The organism is Roseomonas haemaphysalidis (genome assembly GCF_017355405.1).
Lineage (GTDB): Bacteria > Pseudomonadota > Alphaproteobacteria > Acetobacterales > Acetobacteraceae > Pseudoroseomonas > Pseudoroseomonas haemaphysalidis.
The window spans coordinates 188,276-204,449 of the sequence record NZ_CP061177.1; the positions used below are offsets into that span (position 1 = coordinate 188,276).

General features: G+C 69.8%; 12 protein-coding genes. 5 read left to right on the forward strand and 7 right to left on the reverse strand.

Annotated elements, in window-relative coordinates; genetic code table 11:
* Window positions 1–215 precede the first annotated feature (215 nt).
* Both metH and IAI59_RS00820 read right to left on the reverse strand, forming a co-directional pair.
* Window positions 216–3,716, reverse strand: coding sequence for a methionine synthase (gene metH, locus IAI59_RS00815; RefSeq protein ID WP_207417715.1), 3,501 nt, complete (start codon window positions 3,714–3,716; stop codon window positions 216–218).
* A gap of 15 nt (window positions 3,717–3,731) precedes the next feature.
* Window positions 3,732–4,685: an ArsR/SmtB family transcription factor gene (locus tag IAI59_RS00820; protein ID WP_207417716.1), complete on the reverse strand. Its 954-nt coding sequence runs from the start codon at window positions 4,683–4,685 to the stop codon at window positions 3,732–3,734.
* Window positions 4,686–4,714: 29 nt separating this feature from the next.
* Between IAI59_RS00820 and IAI59_RS00825 the strand changes: the two genes are divergently transcribed.
* Complete coding sequence (locus IAI59_RS00825; RefSeq protein ID WP_207417718.1) at window positions 4,715–5,077, forward strand: hypothetical protein; 363 nt, start codon at window positions 4,715–4,717, stop codon at window positions 5,075–5,077.
* Window positions 5,078–5,288: 211 nt separating this feature from the next.
* On the opposite strand, the gene IAI59_RS00830 is transcribed toward IAI59_RS00825, so the two are convergent.
* The 5 genes from IAI59_RS00830 to IAI59_RS00850 all read right to left on the reverse strand — a co-directional run bounded on the left by IAI59_RS00830 (window position 5,289) and on the right by IAI59_RS00850 (window position 11,589).
* Window positions 5,289–6,383: an SMP-30/gluconolactonase/LRE family protein gene (locus IAI59_RS00830; RefSeq protein WP_207417719.1), complete on the reverse strand. Its 1,095-nt coding sequence runs from the start codon at window positions 6,381–6,383 to the stop codon at window positions 5,289–5,291.
* A 92-nt stretch (window positions 6,384–6,475) separates the two neighbouring features.
* Window positions 6,476–6,991 (reverse strand): GNAT family N-acetyltransferase, encoded by a 516-nt coding sequence (locus IAI59_RS00835; RefSeq protein WP_207417720.1) that lies wholly within the window; start codon window positions 6,989–6,991, stop codon window positions 6,476–6,478.
* 292 nt (window positions 6,992–7,283) lie between these two features.
* Window positions 7,284–8,669, reverse strand: a complete 1,386-nt coding sequence (locus IAI59_RS00840; RefSeq protein ID WP_207417721.1) for an esterase-like activity of phytase family protein — start codon at window positions 8,667–8,669, stop codon at window positions 7,284–7,286.
* A 141-nt stretch (window positions 8,670–8,810) separates the two neighbouring features.
* On the reverse strand, window positions 8,811–10,421 hold the full coding sequence (locus IAI59_RS00845) for a DHA2 family efflux MFS transporter permease subunit (RefSeq protein ID WP_237181167.1): 1,611 nt from the start codon (window positions 10,419–10,421) through the stop codon (window positions 8,811–8,813).
* Window positions 10,422–10,425: 4 nt separating this feature from the next.
* A complete protein-coding gene (locus tag IAI59_RS00850) occupies window positions 10,426–11,589 on the reverse strand; it encodes an HlyD family secretion protein (RefSeq protein WP_207417722.1) in 1,164 nt (387 codons plus the stop codon).
* Window positions 11,590–11,738: 149 nt separating this feature from the next.
* Between IAI59_RS00850 and IAI59_RS00855 the strand changes: the two genes are divergently transcribed.
* The 4 genes from IAI59_RS00855 to IAI59_RS00870 all read left to right on the forward strand — a co-directional run bounded on the left by IAI59_RS00855 (window position 11,739) and on the right by IAI59_RS00870 (window position 16,171).
* A complete protein-coding gene (locus IAI59_RS00855; RefSeq protein ID WP_207417723.1) occupies window positions 11,739–12,398 on the forward strand; it encodes a TetR/AcrR family transcriptional regulator in 660 nt (219 codons plus the stop codon).
* A gap of 357 nt (window positions 12,399–12,755) precedes the next feature.
* Window positions 12,756–13,886, forward strand: coding sequence for a type III PLP-dependent enzyme (locus IAI59_RS00860; RefSeq protein WP_207417724.1), 1,131 nt, complete (start codon window positions 12,756–12,758; stop codon window positions 13,884–13,886).
* Between the two features lie 89 nt (window positions 13,887–13,975).
* Entirely contained in the window at window positions 13,976–14,440 is a 465-nt protein-coding gene (locus IAI59_RS00865; protein ID WP_207417725.1) for an Lrp/AsnC family transcriptional regulator, read from the forward strand.
* Window positions 14,441–14,578: 138 nt separating this feature from the next.
* A complete protein-coding gene (locus IAI59_RS00870) occupies window positions 14,579–16,171 on the forward strand; it encodes an ABC transporter substrate-binding protein (protein ID WP_207417726.1) in 1,593 nt (530 codons plus the stop codon).
* Window positions 16,172–16,174 lie beyond the last annotated feature (3 nt).

Genomic DNA, 16,174 nt, shown 5'->3' on the forward strand with positions numbered 1-16,174 from the left:
TCCTGAAAGGGGCGCCGCCCCTTTCAAACTCTCCCCGCCAGGGCCTCGCCCCCCGGACCCGCTGTTTGTTGCGGCGACGCCGGCGAAAGCAGCCACTGCTTCCCAGGCCATCGATTTCGGGGAAATCCCCGCCCGTCAGCACCGCACCGAGGGAGGGGAGCGCGGAAAGGATTGAGGGGGCAGCGCCCCCCCCCCGAAGGCCGGAGGTGGCCCGCTCAGACGGAAAAGTACTTGGCGCGCGGGTGATGCAGCACGATGGCGCTGGTCGACTGCTCCGGATGCAACTGCCATTCATCGCTGATCGAGACACCGACGCGGTCGGAATCCAGCAGCTTCAGCAAGGGCTCCTGGTCTTCCAGCCGCGGGCAGGCGGGGTAGCCGAAGGAGTAGCGGCCGCCGCGATAGCCCTGGGACAGCATCTTCTCCATGTCGCGGTCGTCCTCGCCGGCATAGCCCAGCTCGGCGCGGATGCGCTTGTGGACGTATTCGGCCATCGCCTCCGCCATCTCGACCGAGAGACCGTGCAGGTAGAGGTAGTCCTGGTAGCGGTTGCCCTCGAACCATTCGCGCGCCAGGTCGCTGGCCTTCTGGCCGACGGTGACCACCTGCAGGCCGATGACGTCGCGATGCTCCGGCCCGTCGTCGATGTCGCGCACGAAGTCGGCGATGCAATCGCCGTCCTCCTTGGGCTGGCGCGGCAGGGTGAAGCGCGCGGCCTCCGTCACGCCGTCCTCCTCGAACAGGATCACGTCGTTGCCCTGGCCGGCGCATTTCCAATAGCCGTAGATGGCCTGCGGCTTGAGGATGTTGTCCTGCTCGGACAGCGCCAGCATGCGGCGCAGCACGGGGCGCAGCTCCTGCTTGGCCCAGGCGATGAACTCCTCCAGGCTGCGGCCCTGCTTCCGGAAGCCCCACTGGAACTGGTACAGGCTGCGCTCGTTCAGAAAGGGCACCACGGCCTTGGGGTCGCTGGTGATGACGCGGCTGCCCCAGAAGGGGGGCACAGGCACCGGCTCGTTCGCCGTCAGGCGCCGGCGGCGACTTTGCGCGTAGTTGACATCGACCGGCGCGAAGCCGCGCGGGTCGGCGGTGCCCAGCACGCGGGTGCTGTTCTTGGACTTGCCGGCGCGCTTCTGCTGCACGGTGCCGAGATAGCCGTCGAAGTCGCTGCCCATGACGCGGTCCATCAGGTGCAGGCCGTCGAAGGCATCGCGCGCATAAGCCACGCGGCCGGAGCTGTAGGCGTTGACGCAGTCGTCCTCGACGAAGTTGCGCGTCAGCGCGGCGCCGCCCAGCAGCACGGGAACCTCCAGCCCCTGGCGGGACATCTCCTCGAGATTCTCCTTCATCACGACAGTCGATTTGACGAGCAGCCCCGACATGCCGATGGCATGCGCCTTGTGTTCCTTCACCGCCACCATCATGTCGGCCAGCGGTACCTTGATGCCGAGGTTGACGACCTTGTAGCCGTTGTTGGTGAGGATGATGTCGACCAGGTTCTTGCCGATGTCGTGCACGTCGCCGCGCACGGTGGCCAGCACGATGGTGCCCTTCTCCTGGCCCTCGATCTTCTCCATGTGCGGCTCGAGATAGGCCACGGCGGCCTTCATCGTCTCGGCCGATTGCAGCACGAAGGGCAGCTGCATCTTGCCGGCGCCGAACAGCTCGCCGACGACCTTCATGCCTTCCAGCAGGATGCCGTTGATGATGTCGAGCGGCTTGAGACCCTGGGCCATGGCATCGGCCAGCTCCTCGTCCAGCCCCTTGCGGTCGCCGTCGACGATGCGGTCCTTGAGGCGGCCCTCGACCGTCTCGGCCTTCACCTTCTTGGCGGAATCCGCCGCCTTGCGGCCGGCGAACATCTCCAGCAGCTTCTGCAGCGGGTCGTAGCCCTCGCTGCGGCGGTCGAAGATCAGGTCCTCGGCGACCTTCACCTCCTCGGCCGGGATGGAGTGCAGCGGCTTGATCTTGGACACATGCACGATGGCGCCGGTCATGCCCGCCTTCACCGCGTAGTCCAGGAACACGCTGTTCAGCACGTGGCGCGAGGCCGGGTTCAGGCCGAAGGAGATGTTGGACAGGCCGAGGATGATCTGGATGTCCGGGAACTTCTCCCGGATCAGCCGGATGCCCTCCAGCGTCCATTCGCCCAGCTTGCGGTCGTCCTCGTTGCCCGTCGCGATGGTGAAGGTCAGCGGGTCGATCAAGAGGTCGCTTTGCGGCAGGCCGTGCTGGTTGCAGGCGAAGTCCACCAGCCGCTCGGCGATGCGCAGCTTGTCCTCCGGCGTCTTGGCCATGCCCACCTCGTCGATGGTGAGCGCGATCACGGCGGCGCCGAACTTTTTCGCGAGTTTCAGCCGGTCCGCCGCAGCGGCCTCGCCGTCCTCGAAGTTGATGGAATTGATGATCGGCTTGCCGCCATGCAGCTTCAGCGCCGCCTCGATCACCGGCGTCTCGGTGCTGTCGATCACCAGCGGCGCGTTGACCGAGCCGGTGAAGCGGCGGACCACCTCGTTCATCTCGGCCATCTCGTCGCGGCCCACGAAGGCCGTGCAGATGTCGAGCGAGTTGGAGCCCTCCCCCACCTGCTCGCGGCCGATCGAGACGCAAGCGTCCCAATCATGTTCCGCCTGCCGCTCGCGCCACAGCTTGGAGCCGTTGGCGTTGCAGCGCTCGCCGATGGAGAAGTAGCTGTTCTCCTGCCGCAGCGACGTCTGGCCATACAGGCTGGCGACCGAGGGCACCCAGTGGTGCGACCGCTGCGCCGGCGCCGGCCGCGCCTTGTTGCCGGAGATCCGGCGCAGCATCGCATCCAGCCCCTGGATATGCGGGATGGACGTGCCGCAGCAGCCGCCGATCAGGTTCAGCCCGTCTTCCTCGACGAAGCGCTGCATCCAGGAGGCCATCTCCTCGGCGCCGAGCGGGTAGTGCGTCTTGCCGTCCACCAGCTCCGGCAGGCCGGCATTGGGCTGGCAGGACAGCAAGCCCGGCCAGTTCTGCGACAGCCAGCGCACGTGCTCGGCCATCTCCTGCGGGCCGGTGGCGCAGTTCAACCCGATCAGCGGCACGTCCAGCGCATGGATGGCGGTGGCCGCGGCGGCGATGTCGCTGCCGACCAGCAGCGTCCCGGTGGTTTCCACCGTCACCTGCACGAAGATCGGGATGTCGCTGTTGGCGCGCGACTTCGCGATCTTGGCGGCGTTGACGGCCGCCTTGATGAACAGCGTGTCCTGGTTGGTTTCCGTCAGCAGCGCGTCGGCGCCGCCGGCGATCAGCCCCTCGCACTGCACCACCAGCGCGGCTTCCAGGGTGTCGTAGTCGATATGGCCCAGCGTCGGCAGCTTGGTGCCGGGGCCGATGTCGCCGATCACCCAGCGGTCGCGGCCGTCGGCAAAGCTCTCGGCCGCCTCACGCGCCAGCTCGACGGACAGCTTGTTGATCTCGAAGGCTCGGCTGCCCAGCTCGAACTCTTCCAGCGTGATCGGCGAGCCGCCGAAGGAATTGGTCAGCACCATGTCCGACCCGGCCTCGTAGTACCCACGGTGGATCTCGCGGACCAGCTCGGGGCGGGACAGGTTCAGCACCTCGGTGCAGTTCTCCTTGCCCCAGAAATCCTTCTCGATTTCCAGCGTCAGCGCCTGGACGCGCGAGCCCATGCCGCCATCGCACAGCAACACGCGGTCGCGCAGGGCATCGAGCAGGTGCGGACGAGCCATGATCAGAAACTTTCGTTAGAACTGCAGGGTCGTTTCGGGAAGCATCGCGGCGGCGGCGGCCATCCGCCGGGCCGGCCACAGCCGCACGGCCAGCGGCCCCGCCACCTCAACCGGCGGCAAAGGCGCGCAGCCGGCCTCGCCCATCCAGCCGGCGATGGCAGCGTCGTCGAAGCCCGGCCAGCGATGCGCCAGGCCGCGCAGCAGGTCGCCGCGCTCATGCGGCGCGAGGTCGATCACCACCAGCAGGCCATCGGGCTTCAGCACCCGCGCGGCCTCGGCCAGCGCCGCCACCGGGTCGTCGGCGTAGTGCAGAACCATCTGCAAGGTGGCGAGGTCGAAGCCCGCATCCGGCAGCGGCAGGCGGTACATGTCGGCCAGCCGCACACTGGCATTCGCCAGGTTGCGCTCGGCCAGCCGCGCGCGGGCCAGCGCCAGCATCTCGCGGCTGGCGTCCAAGCCCAGCACGGCGTCGGCGCGCGGCGCCAGCACGTCCAACAGCTTGCCGGTGCCGGTGCCGATATCCACCGCCCGCGCCACGCGCTTCGGCATCAGCCTGACCAGCGCCGCCTCGATCGCCGGCGCCGGCAGGCCCAGCGCGCGCATCTCGTCCCAATCCGCGCCATGCGCGCGGAAGCTCTCGCTCGCCACCCGCGCCCGCTCGGCGGCGATGCGCGCAGCCGCGCGGCGGTCGGCGGCGATGGTGGCATCGTCCTCCGGCAGGCGGGCCAGCAGGGCGCGGGCCAGCCCGGCCTCGTCGGCCAGCTGGAAATAGGCGTTGGCGCCTTCCGGCAACCGCTCCAGCAGCCCGGCCTCGACCAGCAGCTTCAGGTGGCGCGACAGGCGCGGCTGCGACTGGCCGAGGATGGCGCAGAACTCGCTGACGCAGAAGGCGCCGCGCGCGCAGAGTGCCAGCAACCGCAGGCGGGTCGGCTCGGCGCTGGCGCGCAATTGGGTGAGCAGGGGCTCCATGGGCTTGCGGATGACATAAAGAGTTCCTTATGTCTAGCGCCATGACTTGGTCGCTCGATGCCCGCACCCCCGTCCGCCTGCTGGATGCCGCCACCGAGGCCCCGCCCGGCGCCGTGGTGCTGGCGGAGGATGGCGCCCCCCTGCCCGCCGGCACGGCGCGGGTGGAACGCTACGCCACGCCGGTCGCGACCCCCCACCCCATCGGCTGCGCCTGCTGCCAGCCGCGCAACCCCGTCTCCATCGCACTGGACCGGCTGTTCCTGGCGCGGATGCGAGAGGGGCTGGAGTTCCGGGAGGTGGTGGCGGTGACGGCCACCGAGGCGGGGCGCGCAGCCGTGGCGGCGGCGTTGCAGGGCGACAGCGTGACGGTGGCGCGGTTCAGGGCGGAGTGAAGGCTGGGGGAGAGAATTCCCCCAGACCCCCATCTTTTCTTTGATCTGTTTTACCAGGGCGGCCGTTTCGGGGGTGCGCTGGCACCTCCACCGCCGAAGTGTTCGGCGCGCGAGTCAATTTTTATCAAATCCCGCCCAGCCGACACAGCGCCAACTGACAGAAAAAAGATGGGGGTTCGGGGGAATTCCTTCCCCCGACCTTCCCCCCCCCTCAGCAGAAATGCGCGCCCTTTGTCTCCACCGGCAGCACGTAAAGCGACTGGCTGGCGCACATGAACAACTGGTTCCGCCGCGTGCCGCCGAAGCAGATGTTGGCGCAGATCTCGGGCAGCTTGATCTGGCCGATGCGGGTGCCGTCGGGGGCGAAGACGTGCACGCCGTCGTAGCCCTCCCCCACCCAGCCGGCGGCGACCCAGAGGTTGCCGGCCTCGTCGCAGCGGATGCCGTCGCCCATGCCGGTCTTGCCGTCCATCTCCATGGAACAGAAGGTGCGGGGGTTGCTCAGGCGGCCGCCATCGACGTCGTAGGCCCAGATGATGCTGGCGGCCTCGGGGTAGTGGGACATGCCGGTGTCGGCGACGTAGAGAGTGCGGTAGTCGGGGCTGAAGCACAGGCCGTTGGGCTTGAAGGGCTGGTCCGCCACTTTGGTCAGCTGCCCGCCGGCATCGATGCGGTAGACCGCCTCCTTGATGAAGGGGCGGGGCGAGCTGGCGGCCTCGGGCACCCGGTTGCCTTCGTAGTTCATCAGCGCGCCGTAGCCGGGGTCGGTGAACCAGATGGCGCCGTCGGCGGGGTGGACCACCACGTCGTTGGGCGCGTTGAAGGGCCCGTCGGGGCCGCGCGCGGCCAGGATGGTGAGGCTGCCGTCCGGCTCGTAGCGCACCACGTCCCGCTGGAAGTGGCGGCAGCTGACCTGCCGGCCTTCGCGGTCAAAGGTGTTGCCGTTGGAATAGCCCGACGGCGCGCGAAAGCGGCGGGACACGTGGCGATCCTCTTCCGTCAGGCGCAGGCATTCGTCGTTGGGAATGTCGGACCAGATCAGGAAGCGGCCGGTGGCGTGCCAGGCGGGGCCTTCCGCCCAGCCCATGCCGGTGTGCAGCCGGCGGATGCCGCCGTTGCCGAGGCGGGCGGTGAAGCGCTTGGGGTCGAGCGCCACGATATCGGCATCCGGGTAGCGGGCGGGCGGGGCGCCGGGGCCATAGTCGCGGCTCGCCTGCTGCGCGGCGGCGGGGCCGGACATGGCCAGCACGGCGGCGGCCGAGACGCCGAGCATGCCGCGGCGACCGGCGGTCTGGGTCTGGATCATCGGTGACTTTCCCCTGCTGGCCGGCCTCCTTGCGCGGGCCGGGATGCGGAGGAGAGTGGCACGTCACCCCACCCCCCTGGCAACCGCGGCCGTCAGGCCGGCGCGCGGTCCCCCACGCCGATGGCGCGCTGCATGTAGACCACGTCCAGCCAGCGGCCGAACTTCACCCCCGCCGCGCGCAGCACGCCCACCTGGCGGAAGCCGAGCGACAGGTGCAGGCCGATCGAGCCGACATTCTCGGAATCACCGATCACCGCGAACATCTGGCGGAAGCCCGTGCCCTCGGCATGCTGCAGCAGAGCCGCCACCAGCCCCTTGCCGACCCCCTGCCCGCGCACGTCGTCGCGCACATAGATGGAATCCTCGGCCGAGCAGCGATAGGCGGAGCGGTCGCGGATCTGGGCGTAGTAGCCGTAGCCCTTCACCTCGCCCTCATCCTCGGCCACCAGCCAGCCCCAGCCCTGGCCCTGCACGCGGGACATGCGGGCGGCCATCTCGGCGGCGTCCGGCGGCACCTCCTCGAAGGTGCCGGTGCCGGTCAGCACGTGGTGGGCGTAGATCGCGACCATGGCCGGCAGGTCGGCGGCGGTGGCGTCGCGATAGATCATGCGGGAACTCTCCGGCCAGGGCGACATGGGCCGCGAATCGCCACGGCCCCGCGCCAGGGGTAGGCGGGCGGGGCCTGGGCCGCAAGAGGAAGGCCGGGGGAATGGATTCCCCCGGCCTTCCAGCCTGTTCCTGTTTTGCTTTGGCTTCGCGCGCCAGGGGCGAGGACGGCGCCACCGCTGCCACGTCAATATTGATGTTCGTTGCTGGCGCGACCGTTCCGCCCGCACCGGAACCGCACAGAAAAAAGATGGGGGGCCGGGGGATTCATCCCCCGGCCTGGTGTCCCGGGCTTCAGCGCGCGCGCAGCAGTTCCGGCACGCGCAACAGCACCATCTCGTTGTCGTCGGCCCGCGTCAGATGGCGGCCGGCGCTGAAGGGCAGGTTGTTGTCGTTGCCGACGATGATGGTGTCCGCGTCCACCATCGCCACGTTCTCGATGGTCAGAAAGGGGAAGCCCAGGCGGTCGTCCGGCGCGCCGGCCGCGCGGTCGCCGCGCGTGCGGGCCAGCTTGTCGGGGTCGCGGATATCCAGCAGGTCGATGAAGCCGAGCTTGCGCACGAAGCCCTCGGCATCCACGGCGCCGAGGTCGATCAGCGACACGCGCTTGACCCGCGCGGGGGTGGGAAAGCAGCCGGGCGGGTTGGCGCCGGCCGCGCAGGCGAGCGAGGCATCGCCCTCGCCGTCGTCGCGCTCGATCACCAGGGCGCGGCGGTCGTCGATCATGTTGAAGTCACCGATGGAGACGGCGCCCTCGGCCAGCCGCATCTTCAGGGTGCGGCCGGTCCACTCGCCCTTGGCGGTGTCGAGTTCCAGCAGGCGCAGAAAGTCGCCTTCCGCCCGGTCGCTGCCAGCCGTGTAGAGCGGCTTTTCCAGCAGCGCCCACAGGCGGCTGCCGTCCGGCAGCATGGCCATGCCCTCGTAGCCGCCCGAGCGGCGCGAGCGGAAGTCGGCGCCGGCGGTGGGGGTGGCGCCCACGCTCACGGCCGGGTGGTCGGGCGAGCGCAGCACCTGGCCGTCCAGCACCGTCTGCACCACGCGGCGGACCCGGCCCTCGGCATCGACGTTGAACAGAAAGGGACCGAATTCCTCGCCGATCCAGAAGCCGCTGCCGTCGGCCATGGGCTGGATGCTTTCCGGGTCGAAGTCACCGCCCGTGAGGTAGCGGGCGTCCGTGCCTTCGTTGACGATGCGGAAGGGCACGCGGCGGTCGGGGTCGGACAGGAAGATGGTCCGTTCCACGGCGACGCCGCCCTGGCTGAAGTCGGGGCGCAGCTTGTGGACCATCAGCAGCGCGTCGCCGCTGTTGCGCTTGTTGCCGAAGCCGTTGTCCGTCAGCACCCAGAAGGCGCCGGGCTCGCCCTGCACGGGCTTGATGCCGGAAAAGCCCTGCACCGCCTGGCCGATGAAGGGCAGCGACAGGCCGGTGGGGCGGCCGCCCGGGGCCGGGCCGGTGGTGCCGGGCAGGCTGCCGGCGCGGTCGGCGCGCTGCGCGTCGGCGCCGGTGAACTTGCCGGCCAGCAGCGCGTCGCGCGGCGCGTCGGCGGGCGGCAACGTCAGAGTCAGCGCCGGCAGGATGGCGTGGCCGGCGAGCCGCGCCTCGAAGCGGCGCTCCTCCTGGGCCGAGGCGGCGAGGGCGATGAACGAGAGGGCCGTGGCGGCCAGCAGAATGCGACGCATGGTGGGGCGGTGTCCCGGTTGCCTGTGGCCGGGCTGTTACTGGCGCCGTGTTGCGTGGCGCTGACGGTGGCGTGACGAAATGGCGACGCGGCGTGAGGCAGGTCCGGGGGGAGAATTCATTCTCCCCCCGGACCTGGATGCCTAATGCGCCCCGCCCCCGCCCCCACGCGGCCGCCGCAGCAGCGGCACCAGGGGCAGCGAGATCAGGAAGCAGGCCGCCATGACCAGCAGCGTGTCGTTGTAGGCCAGCACCAGCGCCTGCTGGGTCACCATGGTCTTCATGCGCGCCAGCGCGGCGATCTGCGCCTGAGCCTCGCCCAGCCCGCCGGCCATCAGCTGCGACAGGGTGTCGCGGTAGCGCAGCGCCTCGGGCCGTGCCCAGTTCAGCGATTCGCCCAGGTGCACGCGGTGCAGAAAGGAGCGGTCCTTGACCAGCGTGTTGATCACCGCGAGGCCGACGGCGCCGCCCAGGTTGCGCATCAGGTTGTACAGGCCGGACGCGTTCTTCAGCCGCTCCGGCGCGATGGTGCCGAGCGCAATCTGGTTAACGGGGGCGATGCACATCATCATCGCCACGCCGCGCAGGCCGAGCGGAAAGGCCATCTCGGCGAAGCCGCTTTGCGTGGTCAGCCGCGCCGTCAGCCACAGCGACAGAAAGAACAGCGACAATCCGCAGGCCAGGATCAGCCGCGGGTCCAGCTTGCCCAGTGCCCGGCCGATGACGGGGGCGGCAAAGAACATGCACAACCCGGTGATGAACATCACCTCGCCGATCTGCAGCGAGTTGTAGCCGCGCACGCGCGCCAGAAAGAGCGGGATCAGGTAGACCGCGCCGTACAGGCCGATGCCCATGGTGAAGCTGAACAAGCAGCCGATCGCGAAATTGCGGTCGCGAAAGGCGGCGAGGTCGACGATCGGCTCCGGCCGGGTGAAGGCGCGCCAGAAGAACACCACGCCCGCCACCAGGCACAGCGCCGCGAAGGCCGCCACCGTCTCGTCCTGCAGCCAGTCCCAGCGCGGGCCTTCCTCCATCACGTATTCCAGGCTGCCCAGAAAGGCCGCCATGGCCGCCAGCCCCCACCAGTCGAAGCGCGCCAGCAGCGAGCGGTCGGGCTTGTCGATGTCCACCGTCAGCCAGACGGTGGTGGCGATGACGATGCCGACCGGCACGTTGATCAGGAACAGCCAGTGCCAGGACAGGCTTTCCGTCAGCCAGCCGCCCAGCGTCGGCCCGATGGTCGGCGCCAGCGTCGCGGTCAGGCCGATGATCACCGTGGCGCTGGCCCGCTTGGCCGGCGGAAACAGCATGAAGGAGGCGGCGAAGACCGTCGGGATCATCGCGCCGCCGATGAAGCCCTGAGCCGCGCGGAACACCACCATGGTGCCGAGCGAGGAGGACAGCGCGCAGAACAGCGAGAACACCGTGAAGCCGGCGGCCGACGCCGTAAACAGCACGCGGGTGGACAGGAGCCGCGACAGAAAGCCCGACAGCGGGATCATGACGATCTCGGCGATCAGGTAGGAGGTCTGCACCCAGCTCGCCTCGTCCGGGCTGGCGGCGAGGCCGGCCTGGATCTCGGAGATGGAGGCCGAAACGATCTGGATGTCCAGGATCGCCATGAACATGCCGAACACCATGGCCATGAAGCCGATGCGCGCACGCGGCGTCATGGCCGCCGGGCCCGCCGCCGCGGCGGGGTTGGGCGCGGGGTTCGGCGGCCCGCCGGCACGGTCGGTGGTGGTGGCGCTCACGGCGTCAGAACAGGCTGGCGATGGCGGCCCAGACGCCGCGCGGCGCGTCCGGGTCGGCGCGGGCGTCGACCTCGGCCACCACGGACAGGCCGGGGCGCAGCCGCGCCAGGGCGGCGGCGTCCTGGCCCTGCTCCAGCACCAGCTTCACCGGCACGCGCTGCACGATCTTGGTGAAGTTGCCGGTGGCGTTCTCCGGCGGCAGCAGGCTGAACTGGCTGCCGGTGGCGGGGGCGAAGCTGTCCACCCGCGCGTGGAACATGGCGCCGGGGATGGCATCCACCGTCACCTCCACCGGCTGGCCGGGGCGCATGCGGGGCAGCTGGGTTTCCTTGAAGTTGGCCACCACGTAGAGCCGCTCCGGCGCCGGCGCCACGGCGATCAGCTGCTGCCCCGGCTGCACGTGCTGGCCAAGCTGCGCCGCGCGGTTGCCGGCGATGCCGTCCACCGGCGCGCGGATGGCGGTGTAGGACAGGTTGGTTTCCGCCTGCGCCAGCGCCGCGGCGGCCTGGGCGCGGCGGGCCTCGGCCTGGCGCAGCTGCGCGGCCAGCACGCCGCGCGTCTGCTGCTGCACGGACAGCTGCGCCTGGGCGGCGGTCACCGCCGCCTCGGCCTTGCGCTGGTCCGCCACCACCTGGTCGGAGGATTGGCGCGACGCATAGCCGCCGCCGACCAGCGCCTGGGTGCGCCGCGCGTCGGACGCCGCCCGCACCTGCTCGGCGCGTGCCTGCTCGATCTGCGCCTGCGCCGCGTCGATCTGCGCCTGCTGCTGCGTTTCCTGGGTGGCCAGGGTGGCGATCGCGGCCTCCGCCTCGGCCAGGGTGGCCCGCGCCTGGTCGCGCGCATTGGACAGGTCGCGACGGTCCAGCTCGATCAGCAGGTCGCCGACCTTGACCGGCTGGTTGTCGGCCACCGAGATGGCGGCGACGTCGGCCGAGATGCGGGCGGCGAGCACGCTGATGTCGCCCTGCACGTAGGCGTCGTCGGTTTCGATCAGAAAGCGGCCGGTGCGCCAATACCAGGTGCCGAACACGGCGGCGGCCAGGAGCAGCACCACCGGCACCACGCGCAGCAGCACCCAGCGCACGGGCCGGCGCGGCGGCGCGGGGGGCGGCGTGGCCGAGGCGCGGCTGGCCTCCATCGCGGCGGAGGGAGAAACGGGTGCGTTCATGCACGGGGCCTTGCTGCGCCATTCAGGTGAACTGAACGGTCCAGTGCACCTTGCCCCAGCAAGTGCGCCAGGGCATGCTGCGTGTCAAGACCGGACTGAACCGTTCAGTTCAACCTGCCCCCGCCGCCTGTTCCGGATGCCCGCCCTTTATGTCCGCTGCCATCGACCTGCTGAGCGAACACCAGAGCCCCAAGCGCCGCGCCATCCTGCTGGCGGCGGCGGAGCTGTTCATGGCCGATGGCTATGCCACCGTGGCGATGGACGCGGTGGCGCGCGCCGCCGGCGTGTCCAAGGCCACGCTCTACGCCCATTTCACCGGCAAGGAGGCCTTGTTCGAGGCCATCGTGGTCGATGGCTGCGCCACCATGCGCCTGCGGGCGGAGGCGCTGCTGGCCGGGGCACCGCGGCCGCTGCGGCAGGCGCTGGAGGAGCTGGGCCTGCACTGGCTGCGCTTCATGCTGCGCCCCGAGGTCCGGGCGCTGCACCGGGTCATGATCGCGGAAAGCGGCCGCTTTCCCGCCCTGGCGCACAGCTTCTACGCGGCGGGGCCGCTGGCCATGCAGCAGTGGCTGGCCGCCTGGCTGGCCGCCGCCCAGGCGCGCGGCGCCCTTCCCCCCACGGCCGATCCGGAGCTGGCCGCGGAGCAATTCCTGTCGCTGCTGCGGGGCGACCTGTTTGTCCGCGCCAAGCTGGGGCTGGTGCGGCCGGACGAGGAAGCCAGCCTGCCGGCGCTGGCGGCGCGGGCCGCCGAGGCGGTGCTGCGGCTGCATGCCGCGCCGCAGCAAGCGCGGGCGGACGGATTCGCCTGAAACATCGCTTCGGCGCGGGAGGAAGCCCGTGGCACGGCGCCGCCCAAGGTAACTTTCCGCCATGCAGGGGAGACATGCGGAAAAACACCGGCCACTCCCGCAGAAACCTCTTTCGCGATCCGGGCGTCATCCTTATATGCCCCCTCAGACGCAGTACGCACGTGCCTCTAGGCCCCCGGCAGGCAAGACCAGCCAAAGGTTTACGCAACGACGTCAAGCGTTCTGGCAACCCCGGTGACGGCGCAGGCCCCACCGGCTCTTCTTTGGTCGCTGGTTCGTTCGACCGTTTCGTCAACTTGGGGCTGATCCTGCCATGGGCGGGGGAGGTCCTTCACATTCCGAATGGAAGGGTGTGCGATGACCCCCAAGGTTTCTCAGTTCCTGCGCGACACCGTGCCGGCCACCCCCTGCCTGGTGGTGGATGTGGACCGGGTGGCGGAGAACTACGGCCGCCTCAAGGCGGCCCTGCCGCTGGCGCGCATCTATTACGCCGTGAAGGCCAACCCGGCCGCGCCGATCCTCGGCCGCCTGGTGGACCTCGACTCCTGCTTCGACGCCGCGTCCTGGGAAGAGATCCAGGCCTGCCTGCGCGCCGGCGCCGCGCCGGAGGCGATCTCCTTTGGCAACACGGTGAAGAAGGAAAGCGCCATCAAGGCGGCCTTTGACGCCGGCGTGCGCATGTTCGCCTTCGACTCCGAGCCGGAGCTGCGCAAGCTCGCCCGCTCGGCGCCGGGTGCCAAGGTGTATTGCCGCATCCTGGTGGGCAACGTGGGCGCCGAGTGGCCGCTGTCCAAGAAGTTCGGCTGCGAGGTCGAGATGGCGCGCGAGCTGATGTCGCTGGCGGGCGAGCTGGGCCTCGACGCCTTCGGCATCTCCTTCCACGTCGGCAGCCAGCAGACCCGCACCGCGGCCTATGAGGCGGCGATCGCCAAGGTCGGCCTGCTGTTCACCGACCTGAAGCGCGATGGCGTGAACGTCCGCATGATCAACATCGGCGGCGGCTACCCGGTGCGCTACCGCTCCGAGGTGCCGGAGATCGACGCGATCGGCGATGCCATCATGGGCGCCATGGCCGAGGCCTTCGGCAATGCGCTGCCGGAGATGGTGGTCGAGCCCGGCCGCTTCATCGTCGGCGACGCGGGCGTGCTGTCGTCCGAGGTCGTGCTGGTGTCGCGCAAGGAAAAGGACGACCCGGTGCGCTGGGTGTACCTGGACATCGGCCGTTTCGGCGGGCTGGCGGAAACGGAGGGCGAGGCCATCAAGTACGCCTTCCGCACCGCGCATGACGGTGGCGAGGACGGCCCGGTGACCATCGCCGGCCCGACCTGCGACAGCACGGACACGCTGTACGAGAAGTCTAACTATCGCCTGCCGCTGGCGCTCGACGCCGGCGACCGGGTGGAGCTGCTGGCGACGGGGGCCTACGTTACCACCTATGCCAGCCAGGGCTTCAATGGCTTCGCGCCGCTGGCTGAGCACTACATCTGAGGCTTCCGCCACCCGGCGGAGCGGGCGGGGAGGGCAACCTCCCCGCCTTTTTTGTTTGAAGCGCGTCCCGCGCCGGATATCCTATTGTCATGGACGAAATTGACCGGAACATCCTCGTGGCCTTGCAAGAGGACGGGGCCGCCGGGCTGGCCGAACTGGCCAAGGTCGCGGGATTGTCGGTGTCGGCTACCGCGGAACGCGTGAAGCGGCTGGAAGAGCGCGGCACCATTCGTGGCTGGCGGGCCGACCTGGACCCGGCTGCCATCGGCTGCCCGATGCTGGCCTTCGTGTTCGTGGAGCTGCGCGCCGGCAAGGACGAGACCGCCTTCCGCACCGCCATGCGTGGTGCCGAGCCGGTGCTGGAATGCCACCGGGTGACCGGCGGCTGGACTTACCTGCTGAAACTGCGCCTGCCCGACCTCGCCGCGGTGGAGCGCTTCGTGGCCGAGGCGGTGCGCGGCCATGCCGGTGTGGCGCGCACGGAAACGCTGCTGGCGATCGGCTCGGCCAAGGAGACGTCCATCCTGCCCGTGGCGGAGGCGACCGAGGAGTAGGCTGCCGCCGATGTGACTGAAAAAGAGGCGGAACGGTTTCCACGGGATGACAGTGAAACCCACTTCATCTGGCGAGACATGCCCCCCGCTGCTACAGTGTGGCGGTAAGAAGGCGGCAGCCTCTGGGGGATTTTTTTGATGAAGCAGAGTTACAGGGCGGCCGGTCTGGCCGCCGTTTCGGCGTTGGCCATCGGTTTGTCCTTGCCTGCGCGGGCCCAGAACATCACCATCGCGGTCGGCGCCCAGGTCACCTCGCTCGACCCGCATTACCACGCCCTGTCACCCAACTTCGCCGTCGCCGAGATGCTGTTCGGCGGCCTGACGACCTTTGATTCCTCCGGGCGCCTGCAGCCCGGCCTGGCCGAAAGCTGGAAGCCCGTCGCGCCCGACACCTGGGAATTCAAGCTGCGGCCCAACGTCACCTTCCACAACGGCAAGGCCTTCACCGCCGAGGACGTGGCCTTCACCATCGGCCGCGTGCCCACCGTGCCGAACAGCCCTTCCAGCTACGCCATCTACACCCGCGCGGTGAAGAGCGTGGAGGTGGTGGACCCGCTGACCGTGCGCATGAAGACCGACGGTCCCTATCCGCTGCTGCCGACGGATTTGGCGCAGGTGTCCATGCTGGACAGCGAAACCCACGCCAACGCCACCACGGAAGGCTTCAACGCCGGCACGCTCGCGGTCGGCACCGGGCCGTTCCGCTTTGTGTCCTTCCGCTCCGGCGACCGGCTGGAGCTGGAGCGCAACGACAGCTACTGGGGCCCCAAGCCCGCCTGGTCGCGCGTGTCCTACCGGATCATCACCAACAACGGCGCCCGCATGGCGGCGATCCTGGCCGGCGACGTCGACATGATCGACCAGGTGCCGACCAACGACATCGCCCGGCTGCGCCGCGAGAACCGCGTGCAGATCAGCGAAAAGGACGGGCTGCGGGTCATCTTCCTGGGCACCGACCAGACGCGCGACGGCGAAAGCCCCTTTATCCAGGACAATGACGGCAAGCCCCTGCCGCGCAACCCGCTGCGCGACGTGCGCGTCCGCCGCGCCCTGAACATGGCGATCGACCGCGCCGCCATCGTGGCGCGCGTGATGGAAGGCAGCGCCCTGCCGACCGCGCAGTTCCTGCCCCCCGGCACCTTCGGCTACGTGCCGGGGCTGGAGCCGGCGCGCCCCGACATCGACGCCGCCAAGAAGCTGCTGGCCGAGGCCGGCTACCCCAACGGCTTCCGCCTGAACCTGTCCGGCCCCAACGACCGCTACCTGAACGATGCCCGCATCATCCAGGCGGTCGGCCAGATGTGGTCGCGCATCGGCATCCAGACGCAGGTCGAGGCGCAGCCCTGGACCACCTTCGTCGCCCGCCGCTCGCGCGCCGAGTTCGGCACCTTCCTGTCGGGCTGGGGCACCGCCTCGGCCGAGGCCTCCTCGCCGCTGCGCTCGCTGACGGCGACGCCGTCGCGCGACAAGGGCTGGGGCGGCTCCAACGGCGGGCGCTACAGCAACCCGGCGGCCGACGCCAAGCTGGAAGCCGCGCTGACCGAGCTGGACGACAGCAAGCGCGAGGCCCTGCTGCAGGAGGCGACGCGCCTGACGATGGAGGATGTCGGCATCATGCCGATCCATATCCAGAAGAATGTCTGGGCCATGCGCCCCGGGCTGGTGCACGATGCCCGCGCCGACGAACTGACCCGCGCGCAGGACGTGCGCCCGGCCGCAGGAGCCCGCTGAGCC